Source organism: Actinomadura sp. 6K520 (genome assembly GCF_004349245.1).
In the GTDB taxonomy this organism is placed as follows: Bacteria; Actinomycetota; Actinomycetes; order Streptosporangiales; family Streptosporangiaceae; genus Spirillospora.
Genome location: NZ_SMLC01000037.1, coordinates 1 through 23915 on the forward strand (window position 1 = coordinate 1; position 23915 = coordinate 23915).

The window sequence follows — 23915 nt, forward strand, 5'->3', positions numbered from 1 at the left end:
CGCACGGCGACATCGCCAGCAGGACCGCGATCACGACCCTGGCCGGCATCCCGTTCACCGCGGATCCGGCCGCCGACCTCACCTCCGGCGTGGCCGCGAGCTCCGCCCGCCTCGCCGACCTGGACGCCGCCCTGACCGCCCTCACCGACCCCGTCCGCTTCACAGCCATCTAAAGGGAGCTTCTGTCGTGCAATTGACTTCTTCGATCTTCGGCCCGGATCCCGATCCCGACAGACCACGGGCGGCGGGGGAGTGGCCGTGGGCCGCTCATGGTTCGTCGCCCGCTCGTCCTTCTCAGGGCCGGCTTCGGGCGGGCGTGGGTTCCCAGGCAAAACCGTCCGGGTCGGTGATGGGCTCGTTGCCGCCGACCAGCACGAGTCGGTGCGAGCCGGTGCCCTCCTGGTCGACGCCGGTGTCCTTGGCGAGGGCGCGGCGCGGGTAGAGCGCCAGTGTGACGGTGGACGATGGGGTGTCGAACTCGGCGTACTTGCCGCCGAAGCTCTTGGCGACGGCCAGGCCGCGGTCGACATAGAACCGCTTGCTCGCCTTGACGTCCGCTACGCCTAGCAGCAGCGTGATCTGGTCGAACTTGGGGGCGGCGGGCGCGGAGTCCTTCTTCTTTGAGGACGCGACCTTGCAGATCGTCCCGTCCGGGGTCTGGATGACGCCGCCGTAGCCCCAGAACGACTTCGTGGCGGGCTTCAGCGTCGTGGCGCCGGCGTCGAGCGCGGCGGCGATGAGGGCGTCGACGTTGCCGGGCTGGGACGCGACGAGCGACAGCGCGAAGCCGCGGAAGCCGGTGGTCGGCTCGTCCGAGGGGCGGACGTTCACATAGGGCGCGAGACCGAAGATGGCATAGAAGGTCTCCGCGGCCGTGGGGTTGGCGACTTCCAGGGTGATGGATTCGAACGAGGTCATGGTGATTCCTTCTGGTGAGGTGGTTCGGCGGTTGTGCTCAGCGGTCCTGGATCAGCCCGAGGACGTTGCCGTCCGGGTCGGTGACGGCGGCGACCAGCCGTCCGCCGCCGACGTCGTGCGCGGCCTCCTTGACGGTCGCGCCGGCGGCGGTCAGTTCGGCGACCTTCGCGTTGATGTCCGGCACGTGCCAGTAGGCCACCGGCGAGGTCATGTCCTGGGGGCCGCCGGCCGGGACCAGCCCGATGTGCTGGCCTCCGACCTCAAACCCGACGTAGTGGGACGAGTCGGTCTGCGGCGCCTCGCCGAGCAGGGCCGCGTACACCGCCTTGGCCTTCGCCAGGTCGCTCACCGGGTGCAGCACGGTTCTGATTCCCTGGACGGGAGATCCACTCATGGTCGCTCCTGGAGTCGGTGGGGGCCGCATCGGCCCGTTGTTCAACTGCTCATAGCCTCGCTCCAGGCTCACCCTGGCCACATCCGTAGCGACTACGGAAGCGGCTACGGAGCGCGGGCACGGACCGTGCACGGATGGCCTGCGACAGAATGGGACAGTGACCGCGAGTGTGGATGTCTCTCCCCGTGAAGCCGAGGTGTTGGAGCTGGTCGGGGAGCATCTCAGCAACGCCGAGATCGCGGCGCGGCTGTTCATCTCGGTCCGGACGGCCGAGAGCCATGTCTCCGCGCTGCTGCGGAAGCTGGACGTCCCAGACCGGCGGGCGCTCGCCGTGCGGGCCGCCGCGAGCCGCCGCGCCGTCGGTCCGTCGCACGCCGTGCCCGTCCTGCCGGCTCCGCTGACCTCGTTCGTCGGCCGGGCGAGCGAGCGGGCCGAGCTGACCGAGATGATCGGTAAGCACCGGCAGGTGTCCGCGGTGGGGCCCGGCGGCGTGGGCAAGACCCGGCTCGCGCTGGCGGTGGCGGCGGACGCGGCCGGCGTTTTCGCGGACGGGGTGTGGTTCGTCGATCTCGTGCCGGTCAACGATCCGGGGATGGTCGCGGACGCGGTCGCCGGCGCCCTCGGTCTCGGCGAGCAGCCCGGCCGTGGTATGACCGAGTCGGTGGCCGTGGCGCTGGCCGACCGGCATGCGCTGCTCGTGCTGGACAACTGTGAGCAGGTGCGGGACGGCGTGGCGCTGTTCGTCGAGCGGCTGCTCGCGGCGTGCCCCGGGGTGACGGTGCTGGTGACGAGCCGGGCCCGGCTGATGGTGCCGTTCGAGCGGGTGTACCAGGTCCCGCCGCTGTCGCTGTCCGACGACGGTGAGTCGGACGCGGTCGCGCTGTTCAAGGAACGGGCGACGGCGATCGGCTGGCCGTTGGATCCTCCCCTGCACGACCACATCCGCTCGATCTGCGAGCGGCTGGACGGCATGGCGCTGGCGATCGAGCTGGCCGCCGCCCGGTACCCGACGCTCGGGCTGGACGGCCTCACCGCGGCCCTGTCCCAACCGCTGCGGACGCTCACCGGCGGGTCCCGCGCCGACGACCGGCACCGTTCGGTGCGGGCGGCGGTGGACTGGAGCCACACACTGCTGGAGCCGGCCGACCGGAACCTCCTTCGGCGGGTGTCGGTGTTCGTCGCGCCGTTCACCGCCGCGGCGGCGGCGGAGGTGGCCGGGGCCGAGGAGTGCGTTATCGCCGACGGGCTGGCCCGCCTGGCGGAACAGAGCCTGCTGGTCGTGCGGGCGTCGTCGAGCGCGACCGAGTACCGGGCGCTGGAGACCATCCGCCAGTACGGGGCCGAGCGGCTCACCGAGGCCGGTGAGCTGGCCGATGTCCGCACCCGGCACCTTCGCTGGTGCCTGGCCGCGGCCACCGGCCTCGCGGTCGCCGGAACGGACTGGCGGCCCCGGTTCGACGCCGTCGCCGACGACCTCCGCGCTGCCCTGGCGTGGGCGGCCGACGAGCCGGAACACCGCGCGGACGCGTTCGACCTCGCGCGGCACATGGCGGAGCTCGCCTTCACCCGCAATCTGGTCGGTGAGTCACAGCAGCGGTACGAGCAGGCCGCCGCGCTCGCCGGCGACCCGGCCGCCGCCGCGGCGATGCTCCGGAATGCCGCCGCCGTCGCCGGGTGCCGCATGCACGGCGACGACATGTACCGCCTGCACCGGGCCGCCGCGGCCCACGCCCGCCGGTGTGGCGCCGCCACTCGCGCCGCCGCCGACCTGGCGACCGCCGCGACCACCGTGTACCGGTTCTCGGGCACGTTCGTCCGGACGCCGTCCCCGGACCGGGCGCTCGCGCTCATCACTGAGGCGCGGGAGGACGCAGGCGACGACCCCGCCGCACTGGCGGCCGTCGCGCTGGCCGAGGTCGCGTCGGCCGCCGACGCGTTCGGCGCCGACCAGGACCCGTACGACGACGTCGTGACGGAGACGCTCGCGCGTGCCGAACGCGCGGTCGAACTCGCCCACCGCACCGGCGACCCACCCGCCGAGTCCGCCGCGCTCGACGCGCTCGCCGCCGTCCAGAGCTGGGCCGGCGACGCGTTCGCCACCGCGGCCACGGCCCGGCGCCGCGTCCACCTTCTGTCGTCCGCGCCGACCACGCCCGCTGTCACCCACGAGCTCGTCCAGGCGCTCGGCGAGGCGGCCCAGACCGGTATCGGCGTCGGAGACCTGCCCGGCGCCCGCCGTTGGGCGAGTCGGCTCGCCGACCACCCGTCGCTGGCCGAAGTGGGGCACCGCGCGACGAGCTGGCAGCTGGTCGCCGATGCGCTGGCGGGCGACGTCGGCGACGTGCTCACCGGCGCCGTCCGGTTCCTGGACTCGTGGCGGCGCAGCGGCAGCCCGGCCTGGCCGGACCTCGAACCGGCGGTGACCGCCGTCGCGATGGTCCACGGCCTCCGCGACGACCAGGACGCCCGGCACGAGTGGAACACGATTCTGGAGCAGTTCGGCGCGTCCCCGAACCGGGTCCACGGCTACGGCGCGGTCTTCGACGTGATGCCGCTGCTCCACAACGGACAGGTGTCCGAAGCGCTGGAGCGGATGGCTCCCGAATCCGGCGAGGTGTGGAGGTGGGTCACCTGGATCTGGCACCACTGGTACGTGGCGTTGCGCGCGGAGGCCGCCGTGCTCGCGGGAAGCCCCGACGCCCGCCACCGCCTGGCCGACGCCCGCGAGCTCACCACCGGCAATCCCGTCGCCGGCGCCATCGTTGAACGGGCCGAGGCACTACTGGAGGACGACCCGACGCGGCTGCTCGCCACGACGGACGCGTTCGACGCCGCCGGTTGCCGCTACCAGTCGGCCCGGACCAGGATCCTGGCGGGCGGCGAGCACGCCCTTCGCGGAGCGGCCGTACTCGCCGACCTCGGTCTCGCCCCCATGGCCGCCCGGTAGCCGGACGATCGCCGCTCGTAGCAAGTGGCCATCAAGGGAAACATTGGAAAAATAGCCTTCTGGGGTCCGAATTATCGACTGGGCGCACGATATCTCCGAAGCGAAATTCGAGTCCCATACCTCCAGGCGGTGCTCGTTGATATCTCGAACCCGGCCCCGAGTTCGGGGAAGGTGTCTGCCCGATGCGCAGATCGAAGCAATGAGAGGCCGATTCGCTGCCTGGGAACGAGTGCTTTCACCGTAGGCAACGACGCAAATCGCTGCTTGCCGCGCCGACTTGGCGTCGTATGCAGGCATTCATCTACCTGTGTGGACGGTATGTCACTCTTGCGCCTCGGATGCCTGGGATTGAGCATGTTGACGGGCCGACGGTAACCCACGGTAACTGGTCGTCAAGAGCGAGGAGCGTGAATCGTGGGAGATCAGAAGTGACTTGATCTTCCTTGGACTGTTGCCACTGGAGCGGAAGGTGGGCTTCTGACCTGGGCTGATGTCTGGACGGCCTTCGCTGCCGGGCTGTCCAACCGTTTTCACACCGAAGAGGTCACTGGTTCGAACCCAGTATCGCCCACCACGTTTCAGCAGGTCAGATAAGGTCTCGGAGATCATTCCGAGACCTTTTTCAATCTTGAAGGCCCTTGGGGAGCCCGCAGGGCATGGCTGCCTTCGTGGTGTAGGTGCTGATTCGGCTCGGAGCCGACGACGCGGTCACTGCACCGATGGCACAGGATGGCCGGTGGCCGGTGGCCGGTGCGGTTGCGGCGTTCGGGTTGGGGGTGGCGGCACCGCTGGTGATCGAGAAGTTGGCCCGGCTGGTTCCGCTGGCCCTGGACGTGCAACCCCTGGTGGAGCCTCGGCCCGATCCGTCCGTAGGGGGTGGAATTGGCCACCCCGGTCAGGTTGGACAGTCCGAGCAGCCAGCCACGGGAGGGGGCGGCAATGCGCCGTGACAGCCACGCCGGGCTCGTTCTAGCCGCGCTGGCTGGGACTCCCGAACCGCGCGAGGCCACGCCCGGTGCCTGGGCTGGCCGCCTGCCCGGCCGACTCGTCGGCGCACTCGCCCGGTCACCGGTAGACCACACCGCTCCCGGCAGGCGACGGACCGGACTCGCCGGTCGCGGTGATGCTCGAAGCGGCCCGCCCCGCCGAAATGGCGCCGCTGATGGCCGATGCCTACGGTTTCACCGACGGCGAGCGGCGCGTCACCGAACCCATGGCGCATGGCCTGTCCACCAGGCAGATCGCCGACCGGCTGCGGGTGTCGTCGTACACCGTGCAGGATCACCTGGAGTCGATCTTCGCCAAGTCCGGCACCGGCTCACGTGGCGACCTGACTCTGGGAGCCGCAGCGCACCGTGAGTCGCGGGGTTCGACCACACGAGCGCAGACGCACGAGATGTCCGCGGCCATCGCGCAGATCAACCGTCCGGCGAAGAACGGCGATAAACCGGGCGAACCGCTCAGGCGACTCTCACCATGGGTCGGCAGCCACCGAACTTGTCAGCCCTCGCGCAGGTAGGTCAGTACGGCGAGGACCCGGCGATGTCCTTCGTCAGGGTGCAGGTTGAGTTTGCTCATTATGTTGCCGATGTGTTTGTTGACCGCGGCCTGCCCGATGGTGAGCGCCTGTCCGATGGCGGTGTTCGACTTGCCCTCGGCCATGAGCGCGAGCACCTCTCGCTCCCGAAGCGTCAGGTTGCGCAGGGGGTCGCGGCGATGACGCAGGAGCTGGCGTACTACTTCGGGGTCGAGGATCGTCCCGCCGTCGGCGACCTGGCGGATCGCTTCGAAGAATTCCGTGAGCCGACCGATACGGTCCTTGAGTAGGTAGCCGACGCCGGTGCCGTCGTCGGAGTCGAGTAGTTCGCCCACGTATGTTCGCTGCACATACTGGCTCAGTGCCAGGACGGGTGCGCCGGGACGGCGGGCGCGGACCTGCAGCGCGGCGCGTAGTCCTTCGTCGGAGAAGCCGGGCGGCATGCGGACGTCGGTGATGAGTACGTCGGGGCGGTGTCGTTCGGCGGCCGTCAGCAGTCCCTCCGCGTCTGAGGCGGTGGCCAGGACGGTGAACCCGTGGCGGGAGAGCAGGCTGGCCAGGCCTTCTCTGAGGAGCACACCGTCTTCAGCGAGCACCAGGGTCAGCTCACGGGACGTTTGCATGGGATCTCCATCCGGAGCACGGTGGGGCCGCCCGGCGGGCTGGACAGTGACAGCGTGCCGTTCACGGCGGCCAGCCGGTCGGCCAGGCCGGCCAGCCCGGTACCCGAGGCCGGGTGTGCGCCGCCGGTTCCGTTGTCGGTCACCCGCAGGATGAGAGTGTCGCCGATCAACCGGCAGGTCACTTCGGCCCGGTCGGCTCCGCTGTGTCTGTCCACGTTGGTCAGTGCCTCGCTGACCGCGAAGTAGGCGGCGGATTCGACCGCGGGCGGCGGCCGTCGCGGCAGGTCGGTGGCGAGATCGATCGGTACGGTACAGCGATCGGCGATGTCGGCCAGTGCCGGACCCAATCCATGGTCGTTGAGGACCTTGGGATGGATGTTGAGTATCAGTTCACGCAGTTCGGAAAGCGCCTGGAAGGCGTGCTCCTGTGCGCGGTCGAGCGGGGGCGAGGCCGGCGCGTCGGGTGGCGTGCCGAGCCGTGCTTCACCGAGTTCCATGGTCAGAGCCACAAGCCGTTGCTGTGCGCCGTCGTGCAGGTCCCGCTCGATGCGTCGCCGTTCGGCTTCGAACGCTTCGAAGAGCGCGCCGCGTGATCGAGCCATCTCGGCCAGTTCGGCATCGCGTGCCTCATCGGGCGTCGCGGCCAGCAGGTACCGCGCCAGCGCGCCCTGTGCGCCGGCGACCAAGGCGAGCCCGTACAGGGCCAGGGCCGTGAGCCCCACGCCGACGGGGACCGTGGCCCACGCGGTGTGCCGGTCGGCGAGGACCCACCGGTCGATACGGAACGCCAGGTCGGGCATCACGTGGGTCCACAGCGGAGCGCCGATCGCCAGCACCGAGCCGATGGCGGATACGGCGACGAGTACCAGGTCCAGCGGCCACAGCAGGCCGCACAGCAGAAGGACGTAGATGAGCTCCCGCCACGTGGCGGGCTCGCGGATCCGGGTCAGCGACCACCCGAGTGGCCCGGCACGGTCGGGTGTGCGGTGGCGGCCGGCCAGGCGGCCCGGTCCGAGCAGCCATAGACGTCGCCGCTCCAGCACACCCACGGGTATGCCGAGCAACACGACGCCCGCCAGCAGGGCCACCCCGATGACGACCGGGACGGTCATCGCCCCGACGCCGGCCAGCACCACCAACGCGACCATGCACGCGAGGCCGACGGGGACGGTGGTCACCAGGTATGCCAGGGACCGCCACGGCCACGGCGACACCAGAAACCCCGGATGTGCCAGAGCCTGCCACAGGTTCTGAGGTTTCACCGAGCTGCCTCCGGGCGCGGGTGGTGGTACGTCGTTCGCGTGGTTCGGACCAGGTTACGGACGGGGTGTACAGCGGCGAATCAGGCAATCCGGAGTTGTCGGGGTAGTGCGATCCCTACCCCGGGCGTCGAGAGTCGCTACCAGACATCCGGCAGTCAGCGTCATGGCCAGAGATGCCGCCGTGCCGCAACCCTTCAGGGATGGTTCGATCGCTCGATCTGGAGGGAATTCGTTGGCCCGTGCTCATACAGCCGGACTGGGAAGAGCAGCTCAGGCTCACCGACACGGTGGAGCGCATGCTGCCGGGCCTGGGGACGGGCGCCCGCGGCAGATGACCGCCCGCGAAGTGGCGGCACACCGCGGGCGTCCATGTCGGTGAGTACCGCGCCCTGTTCGGTGGGTGACTACTCGGCCAAAAGGGAACCGACCGAGATGCGCACGACCGTACCGGTCAACGCCGACACGGCACAGATCTGGCCGGAAGCCCGATACGGCCTCGGCCTCTTCTCCCGCCCGTGTGGTGATCTCCATTTCCGCCGCGCGTTGTGTGATGTGCCATGACCAAGCTGTTTGCGCGATTTCACGACTCAAGAGATTGGACAAAGATGAGCGGAGAATTCTGTACCGGACGGACGATCCGGCTGTGGGCGTGCGTGGCCGTCGCGGCGGCGTCGGCCTCGGCCTTGGGAATCGTCGCCGCCAACGCGACGACATCCGCCTGGCCCGGGACGAACCGAAACAATCTGCAGGCCGACGTGCGCGCGGTCCACGCGGCGGGAGCCACCGGAGTGCTGGCCCGGGTGCGGACCGACGCCGGCGATACCGTCGCCCGCGCCGGTTTCGCGGACCTGGCGACCAGGCAGCCGATGCCATGGAAGGCGTACTACCGCATCGGCAGCACCACGAAGACGTTCACCGCCGTGGTCGCCTTGCAATTGGCCGGAGAGGGCAGGCTCGGCCTGAGCGACAGCGTCGAGCGCTGGCTGCCCGGACTCGTGCGCGGCAATGGAAACGACGGAAGCAAGATCACGATTGAGAACTTGCTGCGTCAGACCAGCGGCCTGAACGACTATGACGAGCAGCTGCCGTGGGTGAAACAGTTCACTCCCGAAGTATTCCGGCGGGAGCGGTTCCATGCCTACGAGCCTCAGGAATTGGTGGGCATGGCGATGAAGAATCCTCCCCAGTGGATTCCGTCTTCGCCCGGCGAGACCAGGTGGGGGTACTCCAACACCAATTACGTCCTGGCCGGCATGATCATAGAGAAGGTGACCGGCCATGCCCTGGCCCAGGAGATCAACGACCGCGTCATCGAACCGCTGGGTCTGGGGCACACGATCGTCGCGGGAACCTCGGCCTATGTCCCGCAGCCCAGAGCGGTCGCGTACACGCAGTTCCCCGGACGTTCGGGACTGACCGACACCTCCGTGTTCGTTCCGTTCCCGGACGCCCCGCTGATCAGCACCACGGCCGACGTGAACACCTTCTTCCGCGCCTTGATGGGGGGCCGGCTGCTGCGCCCGGCTCAGCTGGCGCAGATGAAGAGGACCGTCGAAGCCAAGGACCTGTGGGACGTCGAGCCCGGCGCCCGATACGGCCTCGGCATCGGCTGGCGGCCGGTCAGCGGATGCCCCGGCGGGGTCTGGTCCCACGGCGGGACCATGCCCGGCTTCATCTCCGATGCCGGTGTCACCGCCGGCGGCCGCCGCGCCGCCGCGGTCTCGGCGAACACCTGGCGCCCCGCCGACGACCGGCAGGACACCCAGGACGAGGCGATGACGAGACTCATCGACCGTGCCCTTTGCGGGACCCGCTGACCATCACCTGAACACGCGAAACGAAAGGCGAGATGATGCGACCGGCCCGCGCACGGGACACGCATGACACGCTCCCACCGTCCGGTCCGGGGCGAAGGCCCCCGAACCGACCACGGGCCGGTCGGGTTCCCCGATCACCGTCCAGGCACGGCGATGAGCTCGGGCCGCCTGTGCCCCCCTCCACGATCATCGAAGGCCCGCGCTCCGCCGTTCACGTCATGACCGCCGTCAAGGAGTACGGCGCGAAGGACGCACGCGTTCGGGCCCTCGACGGGATCGACCTGACCGTGTCCGCCAGTACGTGGACCGCGGTGATGGGGCCGTCCGGGTCAGGGAAGTCGACTCTGCTGCACTGCATGGCCGGCCTGGAGCGCCTCGACGGCGGCCGCATCGTCCTCGACGGCGAGGACATCACCAACACGTCCGATTCCGTGCTGACGAAGCTGCGCCGGGCACGCATCGGATTCGTCTTCCAGAGCTTCAACCTGATCGGCTCGCTGACCGCGGAGCAGAACGTGGCACTGCCGCTACGGCTCGCCGGTACGAGGCCGTCGCGCAAGGAGGTACGCGCGACTCTCGCCGCGGTGGGCCTCGGTGACCGGCTGTGGCACCGTCCGGGCGAGCTGTCCGGGGGCCAGCAGCAACGGGTGGCGATCGCCCGGGCGATGATCACCCGCCCGGCCGTGCTGTTCGCCGACGAACCGACCGGCGCGCTCGACACCTCCACCGCACGCACGGTCCTCGGCCTGCTGAGAGACACGGTGAGCACCGGTCAGACGATCGTGATGGTGACCCACGACCCGATGGCGGCCGCGCAGGCGGACGAAATCGTGTTCCTGCGCGACGGCCGGGTCATCGACCGGCTCGGCCCCTCCAGCGCCGCCACGATCGCCGACCGTCTCGCACATCTGGAGACCTGAACAGTGCTCATCCTGTCGTGGAACTCCTTCCGGCAACGCTGGCCCCTGTTCGTCGGCGCAGCCCTAAGCCTGGCCGTCGGCGTCGCGCTGGTCAGTTCGGCCGTGCAGCTCGCCGCATCGGCAACGCCGCCCCACCCGCCCGCAGGGCTGACCGCGCTGGAGCGGGAACGACTGCGCGCGGGCTACGACGACGTGGCGACGATCATGATCATCGCCGCCATCCTGGCCGCGTTCCTCACGGTGTTCATCGTGGCCACCACGTTCGTGTTCACCGTCGACCAGCGCCGTCGGGACCTCGCCCTGCTGCGCCTCCTCGGTGTCGGCAGGTTGCAGGTCCGCCGGGTCCTGGTCGGTGAGGCGTTGCTGCTCGGCGTCGCCGCCATCATGCTGGGGCTTCCCCTCGCGACGCCCATGGCCCGCGCGCAGCTGTGGCTCGTCGGGAGGGCGGGCCTCCTCCCGGCCGCGTTCACGCTCACCTGGCGGCCCTGGCCGTTGGTCCTTGGTGCGGGAATCGGCTTGACGGTCGCCGTGCTGGGAGTGCTGGCGGCCTCACGGCGGGCGGCGCGGATCCCCCCGCTCGCCGCGCTCCGCGACGGCGACACGGCGGCCCGGGCCATGACCGCCTCCCGTTGGGGCACCGGGCTGGGGCTGATGGCCGTCACCGTCGCTCTGGTGGCACTCGCCCCGGTGGCCGGCCTGGTCGCCGCACTGGCCCTGTCGCTTGGTGTGGCGCTGTGCGGCGGTGTCGCGTTGAGTCAGCTCAGCCCGCTCATCGTCCCCGCCGCCGGTCACGCCCTGGGCTCCGTGTTGCGCGGCGGCACGATCGGCACGCTCGCGGCGGCCAACGTCCGCCACGCCGTTCGGCGCAGCGCCTCGACGGCGGCCCCCCTGATCGTCCTCGTCTCGCTGGTCGCCGGGCTGGCGGGAACGCTCGGCGCGGTGACCAAGGCCTCCGAGGTCGAACTACGGCAGACGACGGTCGGCGACCTGGTCGTCGAGACGGCGGGTCGCCACGCAGACCGCATCTCGGCACTCCCCGGCGTGACGAGCGCGTCGGTCGAGATCGACGCGCCGGTGATGCTGGACATCGACGTCAGGAACGGCGGCCACGTCGAGCGCGAGCGCATCACCTCGGGAATCGTCGCGATGGACCCCGCCGCATACCCGCGCGCTCACCCCATCCAGCCGATCGCCGGAACCCTCGATGACGTGCACGGGCCAGCCATCGCAGTGATGCAGCACACCAGTGACGGGGAACGCCTCGAACTCGGCCAGCGAGCCGTGCTCAAACTCGGTGGTCGCACCCGGGCGGTGCGCGTCGCCGCTGTTCTCCCCGAGATGCTCAACACCGGCTGGCAGGTCCTCGTCCCCCGCGATCTTCTGCCTGCGCGCGTCCTCGCCGGCGCCCCCGCCCATATCGTCCTGCAGGTCGCCGCCGCCGACGACGCGCGCACGCACGTCGTCCGCACCGTCCACGAGCAACGCCTCGGCACCGTCACGACGCTGGACGGCTGGATCGCCGACGCCGTCGCCACGCAGCAGCGCACCAACGACGCCACCATGATCGTGCTGCTCGGCCTCTCCGGCCTGTACGCCGCGATGGCCGTGATCAACGCCGTCGTCATGGCCGGCGCGGACCGTGGACGGGAACTCGCCATCGCGCGCATGGCCGGCCTCACCCGGCGCCAGATCCTGCTGATGACATTCGTCGAATCGATCACCATCACAACGGTCGGCCTCACGCTCGGCGCAGCGGTCGTCACCGCCGCCCTGACCGGCATCGCCCTCGCCTCCGCCAGCACCATCGGCACCGTAGTGATCGCCATCCCCACCGTGCTGGCCGCGGCGATCGCCATCAGCGCACTCGTCGTCACCGCAGCGGCGAGCACGGCCACCACCTGGCGCATCACCCGGCTCCGCCCGATCCACCTCGCCACCGCGCGCGACTGAAACAGACGATGTAGTCGAGGAATACGTCTTGCCTGAGGCGCGGTAGCCAGTCGGCCGCTATCTGTTCGCCGAGCCGTTCCAACAGGTGGGCGGCCTGGACGATGCACTGGTTCGGGTCGTCTTCGATCTCCATGAGCGTAGGCGTCGGCGATATGGGTCTGGCGGAGTCGGTCGTCGGTGAGGATCGTCGCCCGCAGACGGCGATGACGGGCACGCCTGCCCGTGCGGCGGCGCTCGCCACGCCGAGGGGGGCTTTGCCACGCGACTGCGGACTCGGTGACGTGCCAGTTTCCGGGCAGGGCCCGACGGGCAGCGGGCCGCCGCGGGCCAGGGCGTCGCGCAGCGGTTCGTCGCGGCCGGTGGCCTGGCCGGTGTCCCAGGTAGCGGCGAGCTGGTCGAACAGATCGGTGAGGAACCGCGCCGCCTCACCCGTCCAGGGCCGTACGGGGCGCCGGCGTGGGGTTCGGCCCGGGCGAGTCGGCGTAGGTCGGGTTGGCTCCCCATCGACTTCCAAAATCGGAAAAGGGCTTCGGAATGATCTCCAAAGCCCCTCTGAGCACCCCTTCCCCTGCGAGGACCGAGAATCTCTTGCACCGGTGAACGGTTGCGGTGCCGCGTCCGTACGACCTGCGGTAGCGGGGATTGTGGGGGAGCGGGGAAGAGCAGAAGGGTGCCAGATGCAGCGCTCAACGCATGCACGACACAAGAAGAGAACCCACGCCGTCCTCGCAGTCGGCGCGGGGCTCGCCATAGTCGCGACCGGATGCGGTCAGTCGGCTCAGACCAGCCTGTCGTCCGCCGACGGCGCAGCTGCCCAGAAGGTCAACTGTCCGGCGGTCAGGCCACGGCTACCGCAGGTCCCCGCGTCGCAGCAGGCCGCGGTCTCGCGGGAGCTGGCCCTGCTGGACTCCCAGATCGCCGCGGCCAACCGCAGGCTGAGGACGCTGCGCGGCGGTGACCCCCAGCTCGCGCAGAACGCGGTGATGAAGCCGCTGGAGGCTAAGCGCGCAGCGGTCATCGACCGCATCGACATCAGCTTCCAGCGTGCCGGGCAGCGGCCGCCCGGCTTGAACACGCTCGCCCGATGCTCGCTGACCAAGGGCAACGGTGACGGCGCAGGGAACGGCCAGGACGGCGACGGCCAGAACGGCGACGGGCAGAACGGCGGCGGGGCCGTCGGGCCGTTCCCCGACGACTTCGTCGACATTCGCCAGGTGCGGCCGAACCAGCGGAACGTCCGCACGAGCCGGGGCGGCTCGCGGGGCACCTTCGTCTCTGAATGCGGAACCGACCAGGAGAAGCACCAGAACACCGACAACATCATCATCGCGCCCGGTAAGCCCAACGGTGCGGAGCACCTGCACGACTACGTGGGCAACCTGTCCACGGACTTCTCCTCCACGGAGGAGAGCCTGGCCGCGGCCGACACCAGCTGCGCGATCAAGGCGGACAAGTCAACCTACTTCTGGCCCGTGCTGCGGACCCGGAAGCCCGGCGACCTCGCTCAGGGAGCCGCCGAGATCGACAAGAACAACGTCGGCACCTCGGTCCTCCCGTCGAAGGTGACCCTGCTGTACAGCGGCAACGCGCGCAGCAAGGTGACGCCGATGCCGCAGTTCCTCCGGTTGTTCACCGGGGACGCCAAGACGGTCACGAACGGAGACGGCAACGCCCAGGAGACCTGGTCGTGCACCGGGTTCGAAAACCGGGTCACCGACAAGTACCCGCTCTGCCCGGACGGCAGCAACCTGTTGCGGATCTTCGACGAGCCGGGCTGCTGGGACGGGCAGAACACCGACAGCGAGAACCACCGGACCCACGTCGCCTTCGCCCGGGCCAGCGGCGCGTGCCCCAACGGCTTCAAGGCCATCCCGCAGCTGACGATGACGCTGGAGTACGAGGGAATCCCCAACACGGCGCCCAAGAGCGAGGACGACGTGCCTTTCGCGGTCGACGGTTTCTCCACCGAGCAGCACAAGCCCAACAGCGACCACGCGGGGTACATCAACGTGATGTCGAAGCGTCTGAACGCCGCGGTCGCCAGGTGCATCAACAGCAACCGGAGGTGCTGACCGGTCTTTCTCCGTCCGACCGGCTTTCGGTGCGGCCCCGCCGCACGAAGCCATGAGGCCTGCCGACGGCCGCCGTCCGTCGGCAGGCCCCATGGCGCGGTTCGGGGCGCCTTCGCTTCAATGGAGTCGGGCCGACTGGAACCTCAGCGGCGCGGTGCTCGGTTCGACGCTCGGACGCCTCACACGGGTCGCCCAGGGCACCACCTGCAGGCCCGTCCGGGTTCCTCAGCGCGCCAGCTGGATGACGGCGAGCGCCGCGCCGCTAGGGTCGCTGAGGAGTGCCACCCTGCCGGTCGGCGTATCCGATGAGGGGCGTTGCAAGGTGCCACCCAACTCGACGGCGCCGACGGCGGCATCGTCGGAATCGGTGACGGCGAAGTAGGGCATCCAGTACGCCACGGCACCGGCCGGCAGGCTCTGGTCGGTGCACACGGCACCGGTGACGGGCCGTCCGCCGATCTCCCATTCGAAGCAGTTGTCGCTGGCGATCCCCTCGCTTCGAACCGGATCCTTCCAGCCCAGCACATGGCTGTAGAAGCGCTGGGCCGCGTCGGCGTCCCGGCAGATCAGTTCCACCCTGGACATCGTGCCCGGCTCGTCGACCACGGCCGCGCCGACCCACGTGTAGGGCTTCCAGAGCCCGAAACCGGCCCCCTCGATATCGGCGACGAGCGCCAGACGGCCCAGTTGGGCGACGTTCGACCCCTTCACGAACACCGTCCCGCCGGCCTCCCCGACCCGCGCGACAGCGGACTCCAGATCGTCGACGTTGAAGTAACAGGTCCAGGTCGGCTTGACCCCGTCATCGGCGGCGGCCATCATCCCGGCGACCGCATGATCCGTCGACTTGCCGAGCGTGAAGATCTCGTAGTCCGCATTGGGAAGTGTCATGGTGTAGGAACCCCAGCCCAACAGCCCGCCGTAGAAGGCTTTCGCGCCCGCAGTGTCGGGACTGAGCAACTCGACCCAACTCGGGGCCCCCTCGGCGTAGGACGTCATCTCGGGCATGCGCGACCTCCGTTCCCCGATGCCACGTTAGTTCCCGCAGGCCAGCGGCTATAGCCAGGAAAAATAAAAGCCGCTGGCCGTGGGGGCCTCCCAGCCGCGGCGGACGATCGCCAAGACGAGTGGTCTCATGCGCCGGTGAGTTCGCTGGGGGCCGGGGCAGTCGATCGGTCTTCGGGCTCTGCCCGGGATGCGCACGCTAGGACGGCTGACCGCACGCTCCGATCGCCCTGGCGTGAGCGGCGGGGTGGGGCACGTCCGCTCATGCCGAGAAGAGTGCCGATGCGCTGCTGCCCGTCCAACTGCCCGTTCGCTATCTCGCGGGCCTAATGTCCGGCCAACTCGGCTACGACCGGGGCGAGCGTCTCGGCGAAGTCGGCGCCGAAGACGAAGTAGGAGAAGCCGATCTCCTCCCGTCGCCGCTGGATCTCCTCGGCGGCCGCCACGGGGTCGTCGGGAAGCACCGCCAGCGAATCCGCCGCGCGGAGCGCAGCAGGGTCGGTGTCGGAGGACGCCATGAAGGGCGCGACGCTGTCGCCGACCACCGCCACGTGCTGCGCGAGTTCGACGTCCCGGATGGCGCGGGAGCGGAAGTCGCGTACCACCCGGGTGATTTCAACTCGATCGTCTCCCGGCATGAGTGCGAAGGCGACCGTGTCCGCGAGGTCGGCCGCCAATGCCTGGGCTTTCGGCCCGCGCACGGCCATCACCACCGGCGTGTGCGAGTCGGGACCGTCGAGATCTCGCAGGGCTGTCACGGTCTGGCGCACCTGGGCCAGCCGCTCGCGCGGTGGTGCGGCGGGCAGTCCTAGTTCGCGTAGTTCGTCTTCGATGCCGGGCCTGCCGGTGCCGATGCCCATCTCGAAGCGGCCGTCGGTGAGCACCGACAGCGAGTGCGCTTCCCACGCGGTGCTCCAGGCCGGGCGCAGCGGGGAGGCGTACACCCAACTGCCGACCCGCAGGTCGGTCAGGGTGGCCGCGACGGCCAGCGTGGGGGCGGGCGCCGGCTGCCAGCGCGGGACGTCGGGCATCAGCAGCGTGGAGTATCCGCTGTCGGCGATACGGCGTACCCGGTCTCGCCACGTCGGCAGGTCTGCTCTGAGCGGGGCGACGACCCCGAACCTGAAGGGCCTGGGTCCGCCGTCCGCCGTCGAATCGATCATCGTTCCTGTCCTCATCGGTGGAGGGATGGGGTTCCGGTCCTGCTGTGTCGTCGATCGCCCTGGGCGGCGCCTCATCCCTACTACGAACGCGGATTCCCGATTCGACACCGCCTTCCGGAAATTCTGGCGAGGATTTCCGGGACGCCAGTCCTGAGCGTTCCGGTAACGCGACGGGTGCGGGACCACGTCCTCAAGCGCGCCTGGTGCGGACGACCTCTGGAACCAGATGGACAACGGACACCCTGACCCGTCGTCCGCACATGCCGAATCGAGGGCGGGCACCTGTCGGCGCTCGGTCGGAGGGGCTACGGTCGTTCGATGACCTGGTTGGCCGATACCCGGAACTCCTACGATGCCGTCGCGGCCGGCTACGCCGAGGAGACCCGCGACCTGCTCGACAGGCTGCTGCACGTCCGCGCGGGCGTTGTGCTGTTCGCCGACCTGGTCCGCGCGATCGGCGGCGGGCCCGTGGCCGACGTGGGCTGCGGGCCGGGGCACACCACCGCCCTGCTGCGGGAGCTGGGCGCGGACGCGTTCGGGATCGACCTGTCACCCGCGATGATCGAGATCGCCCGCCGCGAGCACCCCGGCGCGCGGTTCGAGGTCGGTTCGATGACCGACCTGCAACTTGCCGACGGCTCTCTGGCGGGTGTGCTCGCGTGGTGGTCGCTGATCTACATCCCGGACGAGGCGGTGCCGGGCGTGCTCGGACAGTTCCACCGGGTGCTGCGGCCGGGCGGGGTGCTGGCCGCGGGATTCCACGTCGGTGACGAGTCGAAGATCGAGACGACCGGTGACGGCACCGAGCGCGTGCAGACGTATGTGCACCACCGCCAACCGTCCTGCGTCGCCGATTGGCTCCGCGAGGCGGGCTTCACCGTGGAGGCGCAGCACCTGCTGAATCCGGACGCACCGAAGCCGGGCGCGATCCTGTTCGCCCGCCGACCCGCGGCACCGCCCGGGTAGCGTCGGCGGCCAGGTGCGAGTGCCCAAGCAGTGTCAGTCGACTGGTTCCCACCCTCCCGTCCGGGTCCTCATCGCGCCCACTCGGGGATTCGATGGGCTCCAGCGACGGCCTGAACATGTCAGCGATTCAGCGACCACACATAGACAGGCGGGCCGGAGTCGACGTCACGCCCGGCGGCGGCCAGTCTGTGGTCGCCGAGGAACGCGACGGCGCTCATCGACTCCTGAAGCCCGCGCAGATGGGCCGGTCCCCCTGCTACTTGCCCGACGCTGCGGGTGGTGGGCGCCAGGGGGTAGCCGGATGGGTCACTCGGTCTCGGCCAGCTCGCGCCATTGGTGCCAAGTGGCGAGCCGTTGCTGGTACACGCTTTCGGCGATCGGGTAGGGGTAGCTGCCGAGGAACAGGCGCAGCGGCGGTTCCGGCAGGTCGACCAGGCTGAGGACGACCTCCGCGGTGGCCGACGGGTCGCGCGGTGCGCGGGCGGTGGCGCCGGCCCGGCGGGCCTGCCGGATCGGCTCGTAGGCCGCCATCGGGGCGGTGTGCGCCGCCGACGCCCCGGCCCAGTCGGTGCCGTACGGTCCCGGCTCGAGGATCGTCACCTTGATACCGAGCGGGCCGACCTCCTGGGCCAGGGCCTCGCTCATCCCTTCAAGGGCCCACTTGGAGGCGTTGTAGAGGCCCAGCGTCGGGAACGCGGCGATGCCGCCGATGCTGGAGACCTGGACGAGGTGCCCGCTACCCTGCGTCCGCATGATCGGCAGAGCGGCCTGGGTCACCCAGAGCGGGCCGAACAGGTTGGTCTCGATCTGGGCCCGGGCCTGCTCCTCGGTAACCTCCTCGATCATGCCGAACAGGCCGTAGCCGGCGTTGTTGACGACCACGTCCAGGCCGTCGAAGGCTTCCGCGGCGCGGTCCACCGCGGCGAAAACCTGGACCCGGTCGGTCACGTCGAGCGCGATCGGCAGAAGGCGGTCGCCGTAGGTCTCGGCCAGGCCGTTGAGCGTCTCGGGCCGACGTGCCGTCGCCGCGACCCGGTCACCGCGCTTGAGTGCCGCCGCTGCCCAGATGCGTCCGAAGCCGCGTGAGGCCCCGGTGATGAACCATGTCTTCATGGCCTCGACCATGCCCCTGCGCAGCATCGCCAGCCAGCACCCTGGCAGGGATACCCTGAACAAGCGATGACACGCGACAACCTTCTCGGGGAGTTCCTCCAGGCGCGCCGGGCCCGCGTGCGGCCGGAGGAGGTAGGGCTTACGCCCCACGGTCGGCGCCGGGTCACCGGACTCCGCCGCGAGGAACTCGCGAAATTCGCCGGCGTCTCCGTCCAGTACCTGACGAGGCTGGAACAGGGCGTCGACCGGCACCCGTCCCCACAGGTCGTGGACGCGTTGGCGACGGCGCTGCGCCTCGACCTCGACGCTGCGAGGCACCTGCGCGCCCTGGCCGCCCCGCCGACTGAACCACCCGGGCCCAGCGAGTTCCGCGGCGAGGTACAGCACTTGCTCGACTCATGGGGCGGCACCCCGGCCTACGTCCGCGACCGCCGTTTCGACGTGCTGACGGCCAACAAAGCAGCGATGGTGCTCTCCCCGATGTACCACCCCGGCCACAACCTGGTCCGCGACGTATTCCTCGACCCCGCCACCCGCAGCTTGTTCCCGGATTGGCCGGACATCGCCGAACAGACGGTCGCGGCCCTACGGGCGACAGCCGATCCACGCGACCCACGGACCGCCACCCTCGTGGCCGAGTTGCAGCGCTGCGACGAATTCCGCTCGTTGTGGGCTAGATACGACGTACGCCCGTCCCGCAACGAGACCAAGCGGTTCGATCACCCCGATGCCGGCCCCCTCACCCTGCGCCGCCAGACCCTCACCATCGCCGGAGCCGAGGACCAGGTGATCATCGTCTACCAGCCGGAGCCCGGCAGCGCTTCTGCCCACGCCCTGGCCCGGCTCCTCTAACCCGAGGCTGCTGCGTCCCGCGTCCCGCGGCCCCTCGATGTCCGCATGCATCGTCCGCTCATGCGGAATCGGTTCGCGACGAAGGACGATGGGGACGAGGACAATCCGGGTGCCGGCGGTCGCCGACGACAGGTTATAGAGCGTCCGCTCATGGCCGTGAGAGAGCCACACGACCAGCGTGGGCAGCCGCAAAGAGACCGACGGCCCGAGCCTCGCCCAATCCGTAACGAGGAGGTGCGGTGGCCCTGTGGACCACCGCACCCTCGCCGAGGAGCAAAGGCGTTCTTGAGATCGGGGGAAGGCGCTGGTGACCGCTTGGCTCTATGCGTGCTCCCGGGGCGTGTGCAGGTAGTGTTCGGCGATCTCGTCGCTGGTGGTCAGCCAGATGTCGGGTTGTGCGGCGAGGTAGGCCAGCGCCTGGTCCAGGTACTTGGCGCGGAAGGCCTGGCCGGTCACGAACGGGTGCAGGGCCAGCGCCATCACCCGGCCGCTGTGCTCGGAGTCGGCGTGCAGTTGCTCGTACTGGTCTTTGACGATCTGGACGAACTCCGGGCCGGTGGTTCCTTTGCCGAACAGGGGCAGGTCGTTGAGTTCGACCGAGTACGGGACGCTGATCATGCCGGGCTCGTTCAGCCGGTACGGCTGGTCGTCGTTGGTCCAGTCCAGGACGTAGCTCAGGCCGAGTTCGGCGAGCAGCGCAGGGGTGTTGAAGGTCTCGGTCAGCGCCGGCCCCATCCAGCCGCGCGGCCGCCGGCCGGTGGCGGCGGCGATGGTGTCGACGACGTCGGTGAGAAAGGTGAGTTCCTCGCCGCGGGTCATGTCGGTCTGCAGGATCGAGTTCGTCCGGCCGTGGGCGAGCCAGGCCCAGTCGCGTTCCAGGCCGGCCTTGATGATCTGCGGATAGTGGGTGGCGGCGTCGGAGTTCAGCAGTACGCTCGCCCGGATGCCGTGCCTGTCCAGGCTCTCGATCATGCGCCAGATGCCGACGCGCGGTCCGTAGTCGCGCCAGCCGTAGTTGAGGGCGTCGGGGACCAGGTCGGCGGTGCCGGGCCAGATGCTGGTGGACGGGCGGTCGATCATGAAGTGCTCGACGTTGAGACCGATGTAGACGGCGACCCTGGCGCGGCCGGGCCAGATGATCGGCGGACGCTCGGTGATCGGGCTGTAGTCGAAGAGCCGGTTCTGCGCGGTGGTCGTCATACCGGAACGGTAGAAGTTAACATCAATGTCAGGATCAAGTGCCGGGCCGGCGTCCGGAGGGACGAGATGCGGATTGGTGAGCTTGCGCAGCGCACCGGTGTGAGCGAGCGATCGCTGCGCTACTACGAGCAGCAGGGGCTGTTGCGGGCCGGCCGCACGCCCGGCGGCCATCGCGAGTATCCCGAGCAGGCCGTCGACCGGGTCATCCGGATCCAGGAACTGTTCGCCGCGGGACTGCACAGCAAGAAGATCGCGCAGTTGCTGCCGTGCATGCGCGACGCGGACGGCGGCCCCTCCGAGATCGCCACCCCCAAGCTGGTCACCGATCTCGTCGCCGAACGGGACCGCATCGACCGGATGATCACCGAGTTGGCCAACTCCCGGGCCGTGCTGGACGAGGTGATCGACGGAGCGGCCGACCACCGCCGCCAGACGGCCGACGGGTGACCAAGGCGCGGGCAGCGGTTCAGCCTCGGAGCGCGTGGCCGTGACGGTGGGCGACGCCCGCCGTGCGGAACACGCACGGGCCGTGGCGATGCCGGGCAGGGCGGTGGGTGGGGTCAGCGGCTCAGTGTGGTCTCGCGCTCCACGCGTGACAGCTTCTCGGGGTTGCGGACGATGTAGAGCCCGGTGATGAGGCCGTCCTCGACCCGCATCGCCACGACGCCTTCGATGTGGCCGTCGAGCCGGAAGACGAGCCCCGGGTAGCCGTTGATCTCGACGGCTTCGGTCGTCACCCCGGAGGTGAACGCGCGCAGGCCGCCGGACAGCAGGTTCCCTACCTTCCCGGCCCCCACGACGGGCTCCTTCATCGCGTGCGCGAGTCCGCCGCCGTCGGTCAGGAGGACGACGTCCGGCGCGAGGATGTCCAGCAGGTCCCGCAGGTCGCCGGTTTCGGTCGCCCGCTGGAAGGCCCGGAGCGCGGCCCGCGTCTCGGCGGGGGAGACGACGTCGCGGGGCCGCCGCGCGGCGACGTGGGCCCGCGCGCGGTGGGCGATCTGGCGGACCGCGGCGGGGGTCTTGCCGACGGCTTCGGCGATCTCGCCGTAGGCCAGGTCGAACACCTCGCGCAGCACGAACACCGCCCGCTCCGTCGGCGCGAGCGTCTCCAGCAGCAGCATCATCGCCATCGAGACGCTGTCGGCCAGTTCGACGTCCTCGGCCACGTCGGGCGTGGTCAGCAGCGGCTCGGGCAGCCACGGCCCGACGTAGGACTCCTTGCGCCGGCCGAGCGTGCGCAGCCGGTCCAGCGCCTGGCGCGTGGTGATGCGCACCAGATACGCGCGCCGGTCCCGCACCGTGCCGAGATCGACGCCCGCCCACCGCAGCCAGGTCTCCTGCAGGACGTCCTCGGCGTCGGCGGCGGAGCCGAGCATCTCGTAGGCCACGGTGAACAGCAGGTTGCGGTGCGCCACGAACGCCTCGGTGGCCAGGTCCAAGCGGCCGCCCGCGGGCCTCCCCGTCGTCCGTCCGCCGCCGTCGCTCATCGCCCGGCTCCCCTCGTCGCCTCCCGACCATGCCATACGCACAAGACGCCGCCCCCCGCCGCCGTGTGACACCCCCGGGCGGTGGGCCACGTCACATGATGCGCGCTGTCACAGGCGCCGGGTCGCCGCCGTCTCGTGCTCGTCAGGGCGCCGCGCGAACGATCCGCGCGGCACGCACCACCGTGAGTGAGGACGGATCCATGGCAACCACCAAGGCACCGGCGGGCGGCTCGCACCGCTGGGCCGTGCTGCTCTTCATCGGGCTGGCCCAGCTCATGATCATTCTGGACGCCACCGTCGTGAACATCGCGCTGCCGTCCCTCCAGCGGGACCTCGGGATCTCCGACGGCGACCGGCAATGGGTCATCACCGCGTACACGCTGGCGTTCGGCAGCCTGCTGCTGCTCGGCGGCCGGATCGCCGACTACACCGGCCGCAAGCGGACCTTCCTGATCGCGCTGCTCGGCTTCACCGGAGCGTCCGCGCTGGGCGGCGCGGCGAACGGCTTCGAGACGCTGCTGATCGCCCGTGCCCTCCAGGGCGGGTTCGGCGCGCTGCTCGGCCCGGCCGCGCTGTCGCTGCTGACGGTGACGTTCGCCGAGCCGAAGGAGCGGGCCAAGGCGTTCGGGATCTGGGGCGGCATCGCCGCCGCGGGCGGCGCCCTCGGGCTGCTGGTCGGCGGGGCGCTGACCGAGTACCTGGACTGGCGCTGGTGCCTGTACATCAACATCCCGATCGCCCTGGTCGCGGCGATCGGCGGGCAGGCGGTGCTGACCGAGTCGCGGCGCGCGGGCGGGACCCGGTTCGACATCCCCGGCGTGCTGCTGGTGACGACCGGGCTCGTCGCGATCGTGTACGGCGCCGGCCGGGCCGAGTCCGACGGGTTCGACTCGGCGGCGGTCATCGGCCTGCTGGCCGCCGGCGTGGCCCTGCTCGCCGCGTTCGGTTACGTCGAGAGCCGGGTGGCGCAGCCGCTGCTGCCCCTGCGCGTCATCGCCGACCGGACCCGCGGTGGCGCCTACCTGGCCGTGGGCGTGGTCGTCGTCGGAATGTTCGGGGCGTTCCTCTTCATGACCTACTACATGCAGGTCGTCAAGGGGTACTCGCCGGTCAAGACGGGTGCGGCGTTCCTCCCGATGACCGCGGCGGTGCTGCTGGCGGCCGGCGGGCTCACCACCCGGTTGCTGCCCAGGGTGCCGCCGCGTGCGCTGATCGTCCCCGGGATGCTCATCAGCGCCGGCGGGATGCTGTGGCTGCTCACCCTGGAACCCGGTACCGCCTACGCGGGCGGCGTGCTGGTCGCGCAGCTCCTGTGCGGTTTCGGGGCGGGCATGATCATGCCGGTGGCCCTCAACTACGCCACGCATGGTGTCGCCGAGGGCGACTCGGGCGTGGCCTCGGCCACCGTCAACACCGCGCAGCAGATCGGTGCCTCGATCGGCATCGCGGTGCTCAACACCATCGCCGCCGCCGCGACCGCGGACCATCTGGCCGCGCACGGCACGACCCCGGCCACCGCCGGGCAGGCGGCGGTGGAGGGCTTCGCGGCGGCCGGCGCCTGGGCGGCGGGGATCATCGTGGTCGGCGCGCTGGTCGTCGCCTTCCTGATGAACACCCCGCGCCCGGAGCCCCGGCCCGTCCCCGAGGACACCGAGGCGGCCGAGCCGCTCCTCGCCCGCCCTTGAACCA

19 protein-coding genes are annotated in these 23915 nt (G+C 70.3%); 10 read left to right on the top strand and 9 right to left on the bottom strand.

From position 1 onward, the window contains the following. Nucleotides 1-294: 294 nt before the first annotated feature. The gene (locus E1289_RS12755) at nucleotides 295-918 is read right to left on the bottom strand and encodes a glyoxalase (protein ID WP_131979481.1); all 624 of its coding nucleotides are present in this window, start codon (nucleotides 916-918) and stop codon (nucleotides 295-297) included. Nucleotides 919-955: 37 nt separating this feature from the next. Beyond that, nucleotides 956-1312: a VOC family protein gene (locus E1289_RS12760; protein WP_131979484.1), complete on the bottom strand. Its 357-nt coding sequence runs from the start codon at nucleotides 1310-1312 to the stop codon at nucleotides 956-958. Nucleotides 1313-1469: 157 nt separating this feature from the next. On the opposite strand from E1289_RS12760, the gene E1289_RS12765 reads away from it, so the two are divergent. Continuing rightward, nucleotides 1470-4259 carry a LuxR C-terminal-related transcriptional regulator gene (locus E1289_RS12765; RefSeq protein ID WP_131979487.1) on the top strand — a complete coding sequence of 930 codons (2790 nt, stop codon included), beginning with the start codon at nucleotides 1470-1472 and terminating at the stop codon, nucleotides 4257-4259. A gap of 1123 nt (nucleotides 4260-5382) precedes the next feature. Continuing rightward, nucleotides 5383-5778, top strand: coding sequence for a LuxR C-terminal-related transcriptional regulator (locus E1289_RS12770; protein ID WP_207928941.1), 396 nt, complete (start codon nucleotides 5383-5385; stop codon nucleotides 5776-5778). Here E1289_RS12770 and E1289_RS12775 read toward each other — a convergent pair. Both E1289_RS12775 and E1289_RS12780 read right to left on the bottom strand, forming a co-directional pair. Continuing rightward, on the bottom strand, nucleotides 5760-6419 hold the full coding sequence (locus E1289_RS12775; RefSeq protein WP_131979493.1) for a response regulator transcription factor: 660 nt from the start codon (nucleotides 6417-6419) through the stop codon (nucleotides 5760-5762). The genes E1289_RS12770 and E1289_RS12775 overlap by 19 nt on opposite strands. Next, nucleotides 6398-7681, bottom strand: coding sequence for a sensor histidine kinase (locus tag E1289_RS12780; RefSeq protein ID WP_207928937.1), 1284 nt, complete (start codon nucleotides 7679-7681; stop codon nucleotides 6398-6400). The genes E1289_RS12775 and E1289_RS12780 overlap by 22 nt, the downstream gene beginning before the upstream one ends. A 557-nt stretch (nucleotides 7682-8238) precedes the next feature. On the opposite strand from E1289_RS12780, the gene E1289_RS12785 reads away from it, so the two are divergent. The 4 genes from E1289_RS12785 (at nucleotide 8239) to E1289_RS12805 (ending at nucleotide 14440) form a co-directional block, all read left to right on the top strand. Beyond that, the gene (locus E1289_RS12785) at nucleotides 8239-9498 is read left to right on the top strand and encodes a serine hydrolase domain-containing protein (RefSeq protein ID WP_207928938.1); all 1260 of its coding nucleotides are present in this window, start codon (nucleotides 8239-8241) and stop codon (nucleotides 9496-9498) included. A 218-nt stretch (nucleotides 9499-9716) separates the two neighbouring features. Then, the gene (locus tag E1289_RS12790; protein ID WP_207928939.1) at nucleotides 9717-10418 is read left to right on the top strand and encodes an ABC transporter ATP-binding protein; all 702 of its coding nucleotides are present in this window, start codon (nucleotides 9717-9719) and stop codon (nucleotides 10416-10418) included. 3 nt (nucleotides 10419-10421) lie between these two features. Further along, on the top strand, nucleotides 10422-12368 hold the full coding sequence (locus E1289_RS12795; protein WP_131979496.1) for an FtsX-like permease family protein: 1947 nt from the start codon (nucleotides 10422-10424) through the stop codon (nucleotides 12366-12368). A gap of 677 nt (nucleotides 12369-13045) precedes the next feature. Next, the gene (locus E1289_RS12805) at nucleotides 13046-14440 is read left to right on the top strand and encodes a DUF1996 domain-containing protein (protein WP_131979502.1); all 1395 of its coding nucleotides are present in this window, start codon (nucleotides 13046-13048) and stop codon (nucleotides 14438-14440) included. A gap of 225 nt (nucleotides 14441-14665) precedes the next feature. On the opposite strand, the gene E1289_RS12810 is transcribed toward E1289_RS12805, so the two are convergent. Together E1289_RS12810 and E1289_RS12815 are read right to left on the bottom strand one after the other, a co-directional pair. Beyond that, nucleotides 14666-15448, bottom strand: a complete 783-nt coding sequence (locus E1289_RS12810) for a VOC family protein (RefSeq protein ID WP_131979505.1) — start codon at nucleotides 15446-15448, stop codon at nucleotides 14666-14668. A gap of 323 nt (nucleotides 15449-15771) precedes the next feature. Next, nucleotides 15772-16608, bottom strand: coding sequence for an LLM class flavin-dependent oxidoreductase (locus tag E1289_RS12815; RefSeq protein WP_131979508.1), 837 nt, complete (start codon nucleotides 16606-16608; stop codon nucleotides 15772-15774). A 318-nt stretch (nucleotides 16609-16926) separates the two neighbouring features. Here E1289_RS12815 and E1289_RS12820 point away from each other — a divergent pair, with 318 nt between their 5' ends. Further along, entirely contained in the window at nucleotides 16927-17574 is a 648-nt protein-coding gene (locus E1289_RS12820) for a class I SAM-dependent methyltransferase (RefSeq protein ID WP_131979510.1), read from the top strand. 306 nt (nucleotides 17575-17880) lie between these two features. Here the strand turns inward: E1289_RS12820 and E1289_RS12825 are convergent, their stop codons facing one another. After that, entirely contained in the window at nucleotides 17881-18687 is an 807-nt protein-coding gene (locus E1289_RS12825) for an SDR family oxidoreductase (RefSeq protein WP_131979513.1), read from the bottom strand. Nucleotides 18688-18753: 66 nt separating this feature from the next. Here E1289_RS12825 and E1289_RS12830 point away from each other — a divergent pair, with 66 nt between their 5' ends. After that, nucleotides 18754-19539: a helix-turn-helix domain-containing protein gene (locus E1289_RS12830; RefSeq protein ID WP_131979516.1), complete on the top strand. Its 786-nt coding sequence runs from the start codon at nucleotides 18754-18756 to the stop codon at nucleotides 19537-19539. A gap of 321 nt (nucleotides 19540-19860) precedes the next feature. Here E1289_RS12830 and E1289_RS12835 read toward each other — a convergent pair whose 3' ends face one another. Continuing rightward, nucleotides 19861-20739 (bottom strand): polysaccharide deacetylase family protein, encoded by an 879-nt coding sequence (locus tag E1289_RS12835; protein WP_131979519.1) that lies wholly within the window; start codon nucleotides 20737-20739, stop codon nucleotides 19861-19863. 66 nt (nucleotides 20740-20805) lie between these two features. Between E1289_RS12835 and E1289_RS12840 the strand changes: the two genes are divergently transcribed. Then, nucleotides 20806-21186, top strand: coding sequence for a MerR family transcriptional regulator (locus tag E1289_RS12840; RefSeq protein WP_131979522.1), 381 nt, complete (start codon nucleotides 20806-20808; stop codon nucleotides 21184-21186). Nucleotides 21187-21299: 113 nt separating this feature from the next. Here the strand turns inward: E1289_RS12840 and E1289_RS12845 are convergent, their stop codons facing one another. Then, nucleotides 21300-22226 carry an RNA polymerase sigma-70 factor gene (locus E1289_RS12845; RefSeq protein ID WP_131979525.1) on the bottom strand — a complete coding sequence of 309 codons (927 nt, stop codon included), beginning with the start codon at nucleotides 22224-22226 and terminating at the stop codon, nucleotides 21300-21302. A gap of 200 nt (nucleotides 22227-22426) precedes the next feature. Between E1289_RS12845 and E1289_RS12850 the strand changes: the two genes are divergently transcribed. After that, a complete protein-coding gene (locus E1289_RS12850; protein WP_131979528.1) occupies nucleotides 22427-23911 on the top strand; it encodes an MFS transporter in 1485 nt (494 codons plus the stop codon). Nucleotides 23912-23915: the final 4 nt, after the last annotated feature.

Excerpts from the sequence above, each read along its gene's own strand:
- E1289_RS12775 (WP_131979493.1), bottom strand. The coding sequence starts at position 6,419 with ATGCAAACGTCCCGTGAGCTGACCCTGGTGCTCGCTGAAGACGGTGTG.
- E1289_RS12790 (WP_207928939.1), top strand. The coding sequence starts at position 9,717 with ATGACCGCCGTCAAGGAGTACGGCGCGAAGGACGCACGCGTTCGGGCC.
- E1289_RS12840 (WP_131979522.1), top strand. The coding sequence starts at position 20,806 with ATGCGGATTGGTGAGCTTGCGCAGCGCACCGGTGTGAGCGAGCGATCG.
- E1289_RS12825 (WP_131979513.1), bottom strand. The coding sequence starts at position 18,687 with ATGAAGACATGGTTCATCACCGGGGCCTCACGCGGCTTCGGACGCATC.
- E1289_RS12815 (WP_131979508.1), bottom strand. The coding sequence starts at position 16,608 with ATGATCGATTCGACGGCGGACGGCGGACCCAGGCCCTTCAGGTTCGGG.
- E1289_RS12785 (WP_207928938.1), top strand. The coding sequence starts at position 8,239 with ATGACCAAGCTGTTTGCGCGATTTCACGACTCAAGAGATTGGACAAAG.
- E1289_RS12755 (WP_131979481.1), bottom strand. The coding sequence starts at position 918 with ATGACCTCGTTCGAATCCATCACCCTGGAAGTCGCCAACCCCACGGCC.
- E1289_RS12835 (WP_131979519.1), bottom strand. The coding sequence starts at position 20,739 with ATGACGACCACCGCGCAGAACCGGCTCTTCGACTACAGCCCGATCACC.
- E1289_RS12770 (WP_207928941.1), top strand. The coding sequence starts at position 5,383 with ATGCTCGAAGCGGCCCGCCCCGCCGAAATGGCGCCGCTGATGGCCGAT.
- E1289_RS12850 (WP_131979528.1), top strand. The coding sequence starts at position 22,427 with ATGGCAACCACCAAGGCACCGGCGGGCGGCTCGCACCGCTGGGCCGTG.
- E1289_RS12830 (WP_131979516.1), top strand. The coding sequence starts at position 18,754 with ATGACACGCGACAACCTTCTCGGGGAGTTCCTCCAGGCGCGCCGGGCC.
- E1289_RS12810 (WP_131979505.1), bottom strand. The coding sequence starts at position 15,448 with ATGCCCGAGATGACGTCCTACGCCGAGGGGGCCCCGAGTTGGGTCGAG.
- E1289_RS12760 (WP_131979484.1), bottom strand. The coding sequence starts at position 1,312 with ATGAGTGGATCTCCCGTCCAGGGAATCAGAACCGTGCTGCACCCGGTG.
- E1289_RS12820 (WP_131979510.1), top strand. The coding sequence starts at position 16,927 with ATGACCTGGTTGGCCGATACCCGGAACTCCTACGATGCCGTCGCGGCC.
- E1289_RS12805 (WP_131979502.1), top strand. The coding sequence starts at position 13,046 with ATGCAGCGCTCAACGCATGCACGACACAAGAAGAGAACCCACGCCGTC.
- E1289_RS12845 (WP_131979525.1), bottom strand. The coding sequence starts at position 22,226 with ATGAGCGACGGCGGCGGACGGACGACGGGGAGGCCCGCGGGCGGCCGC.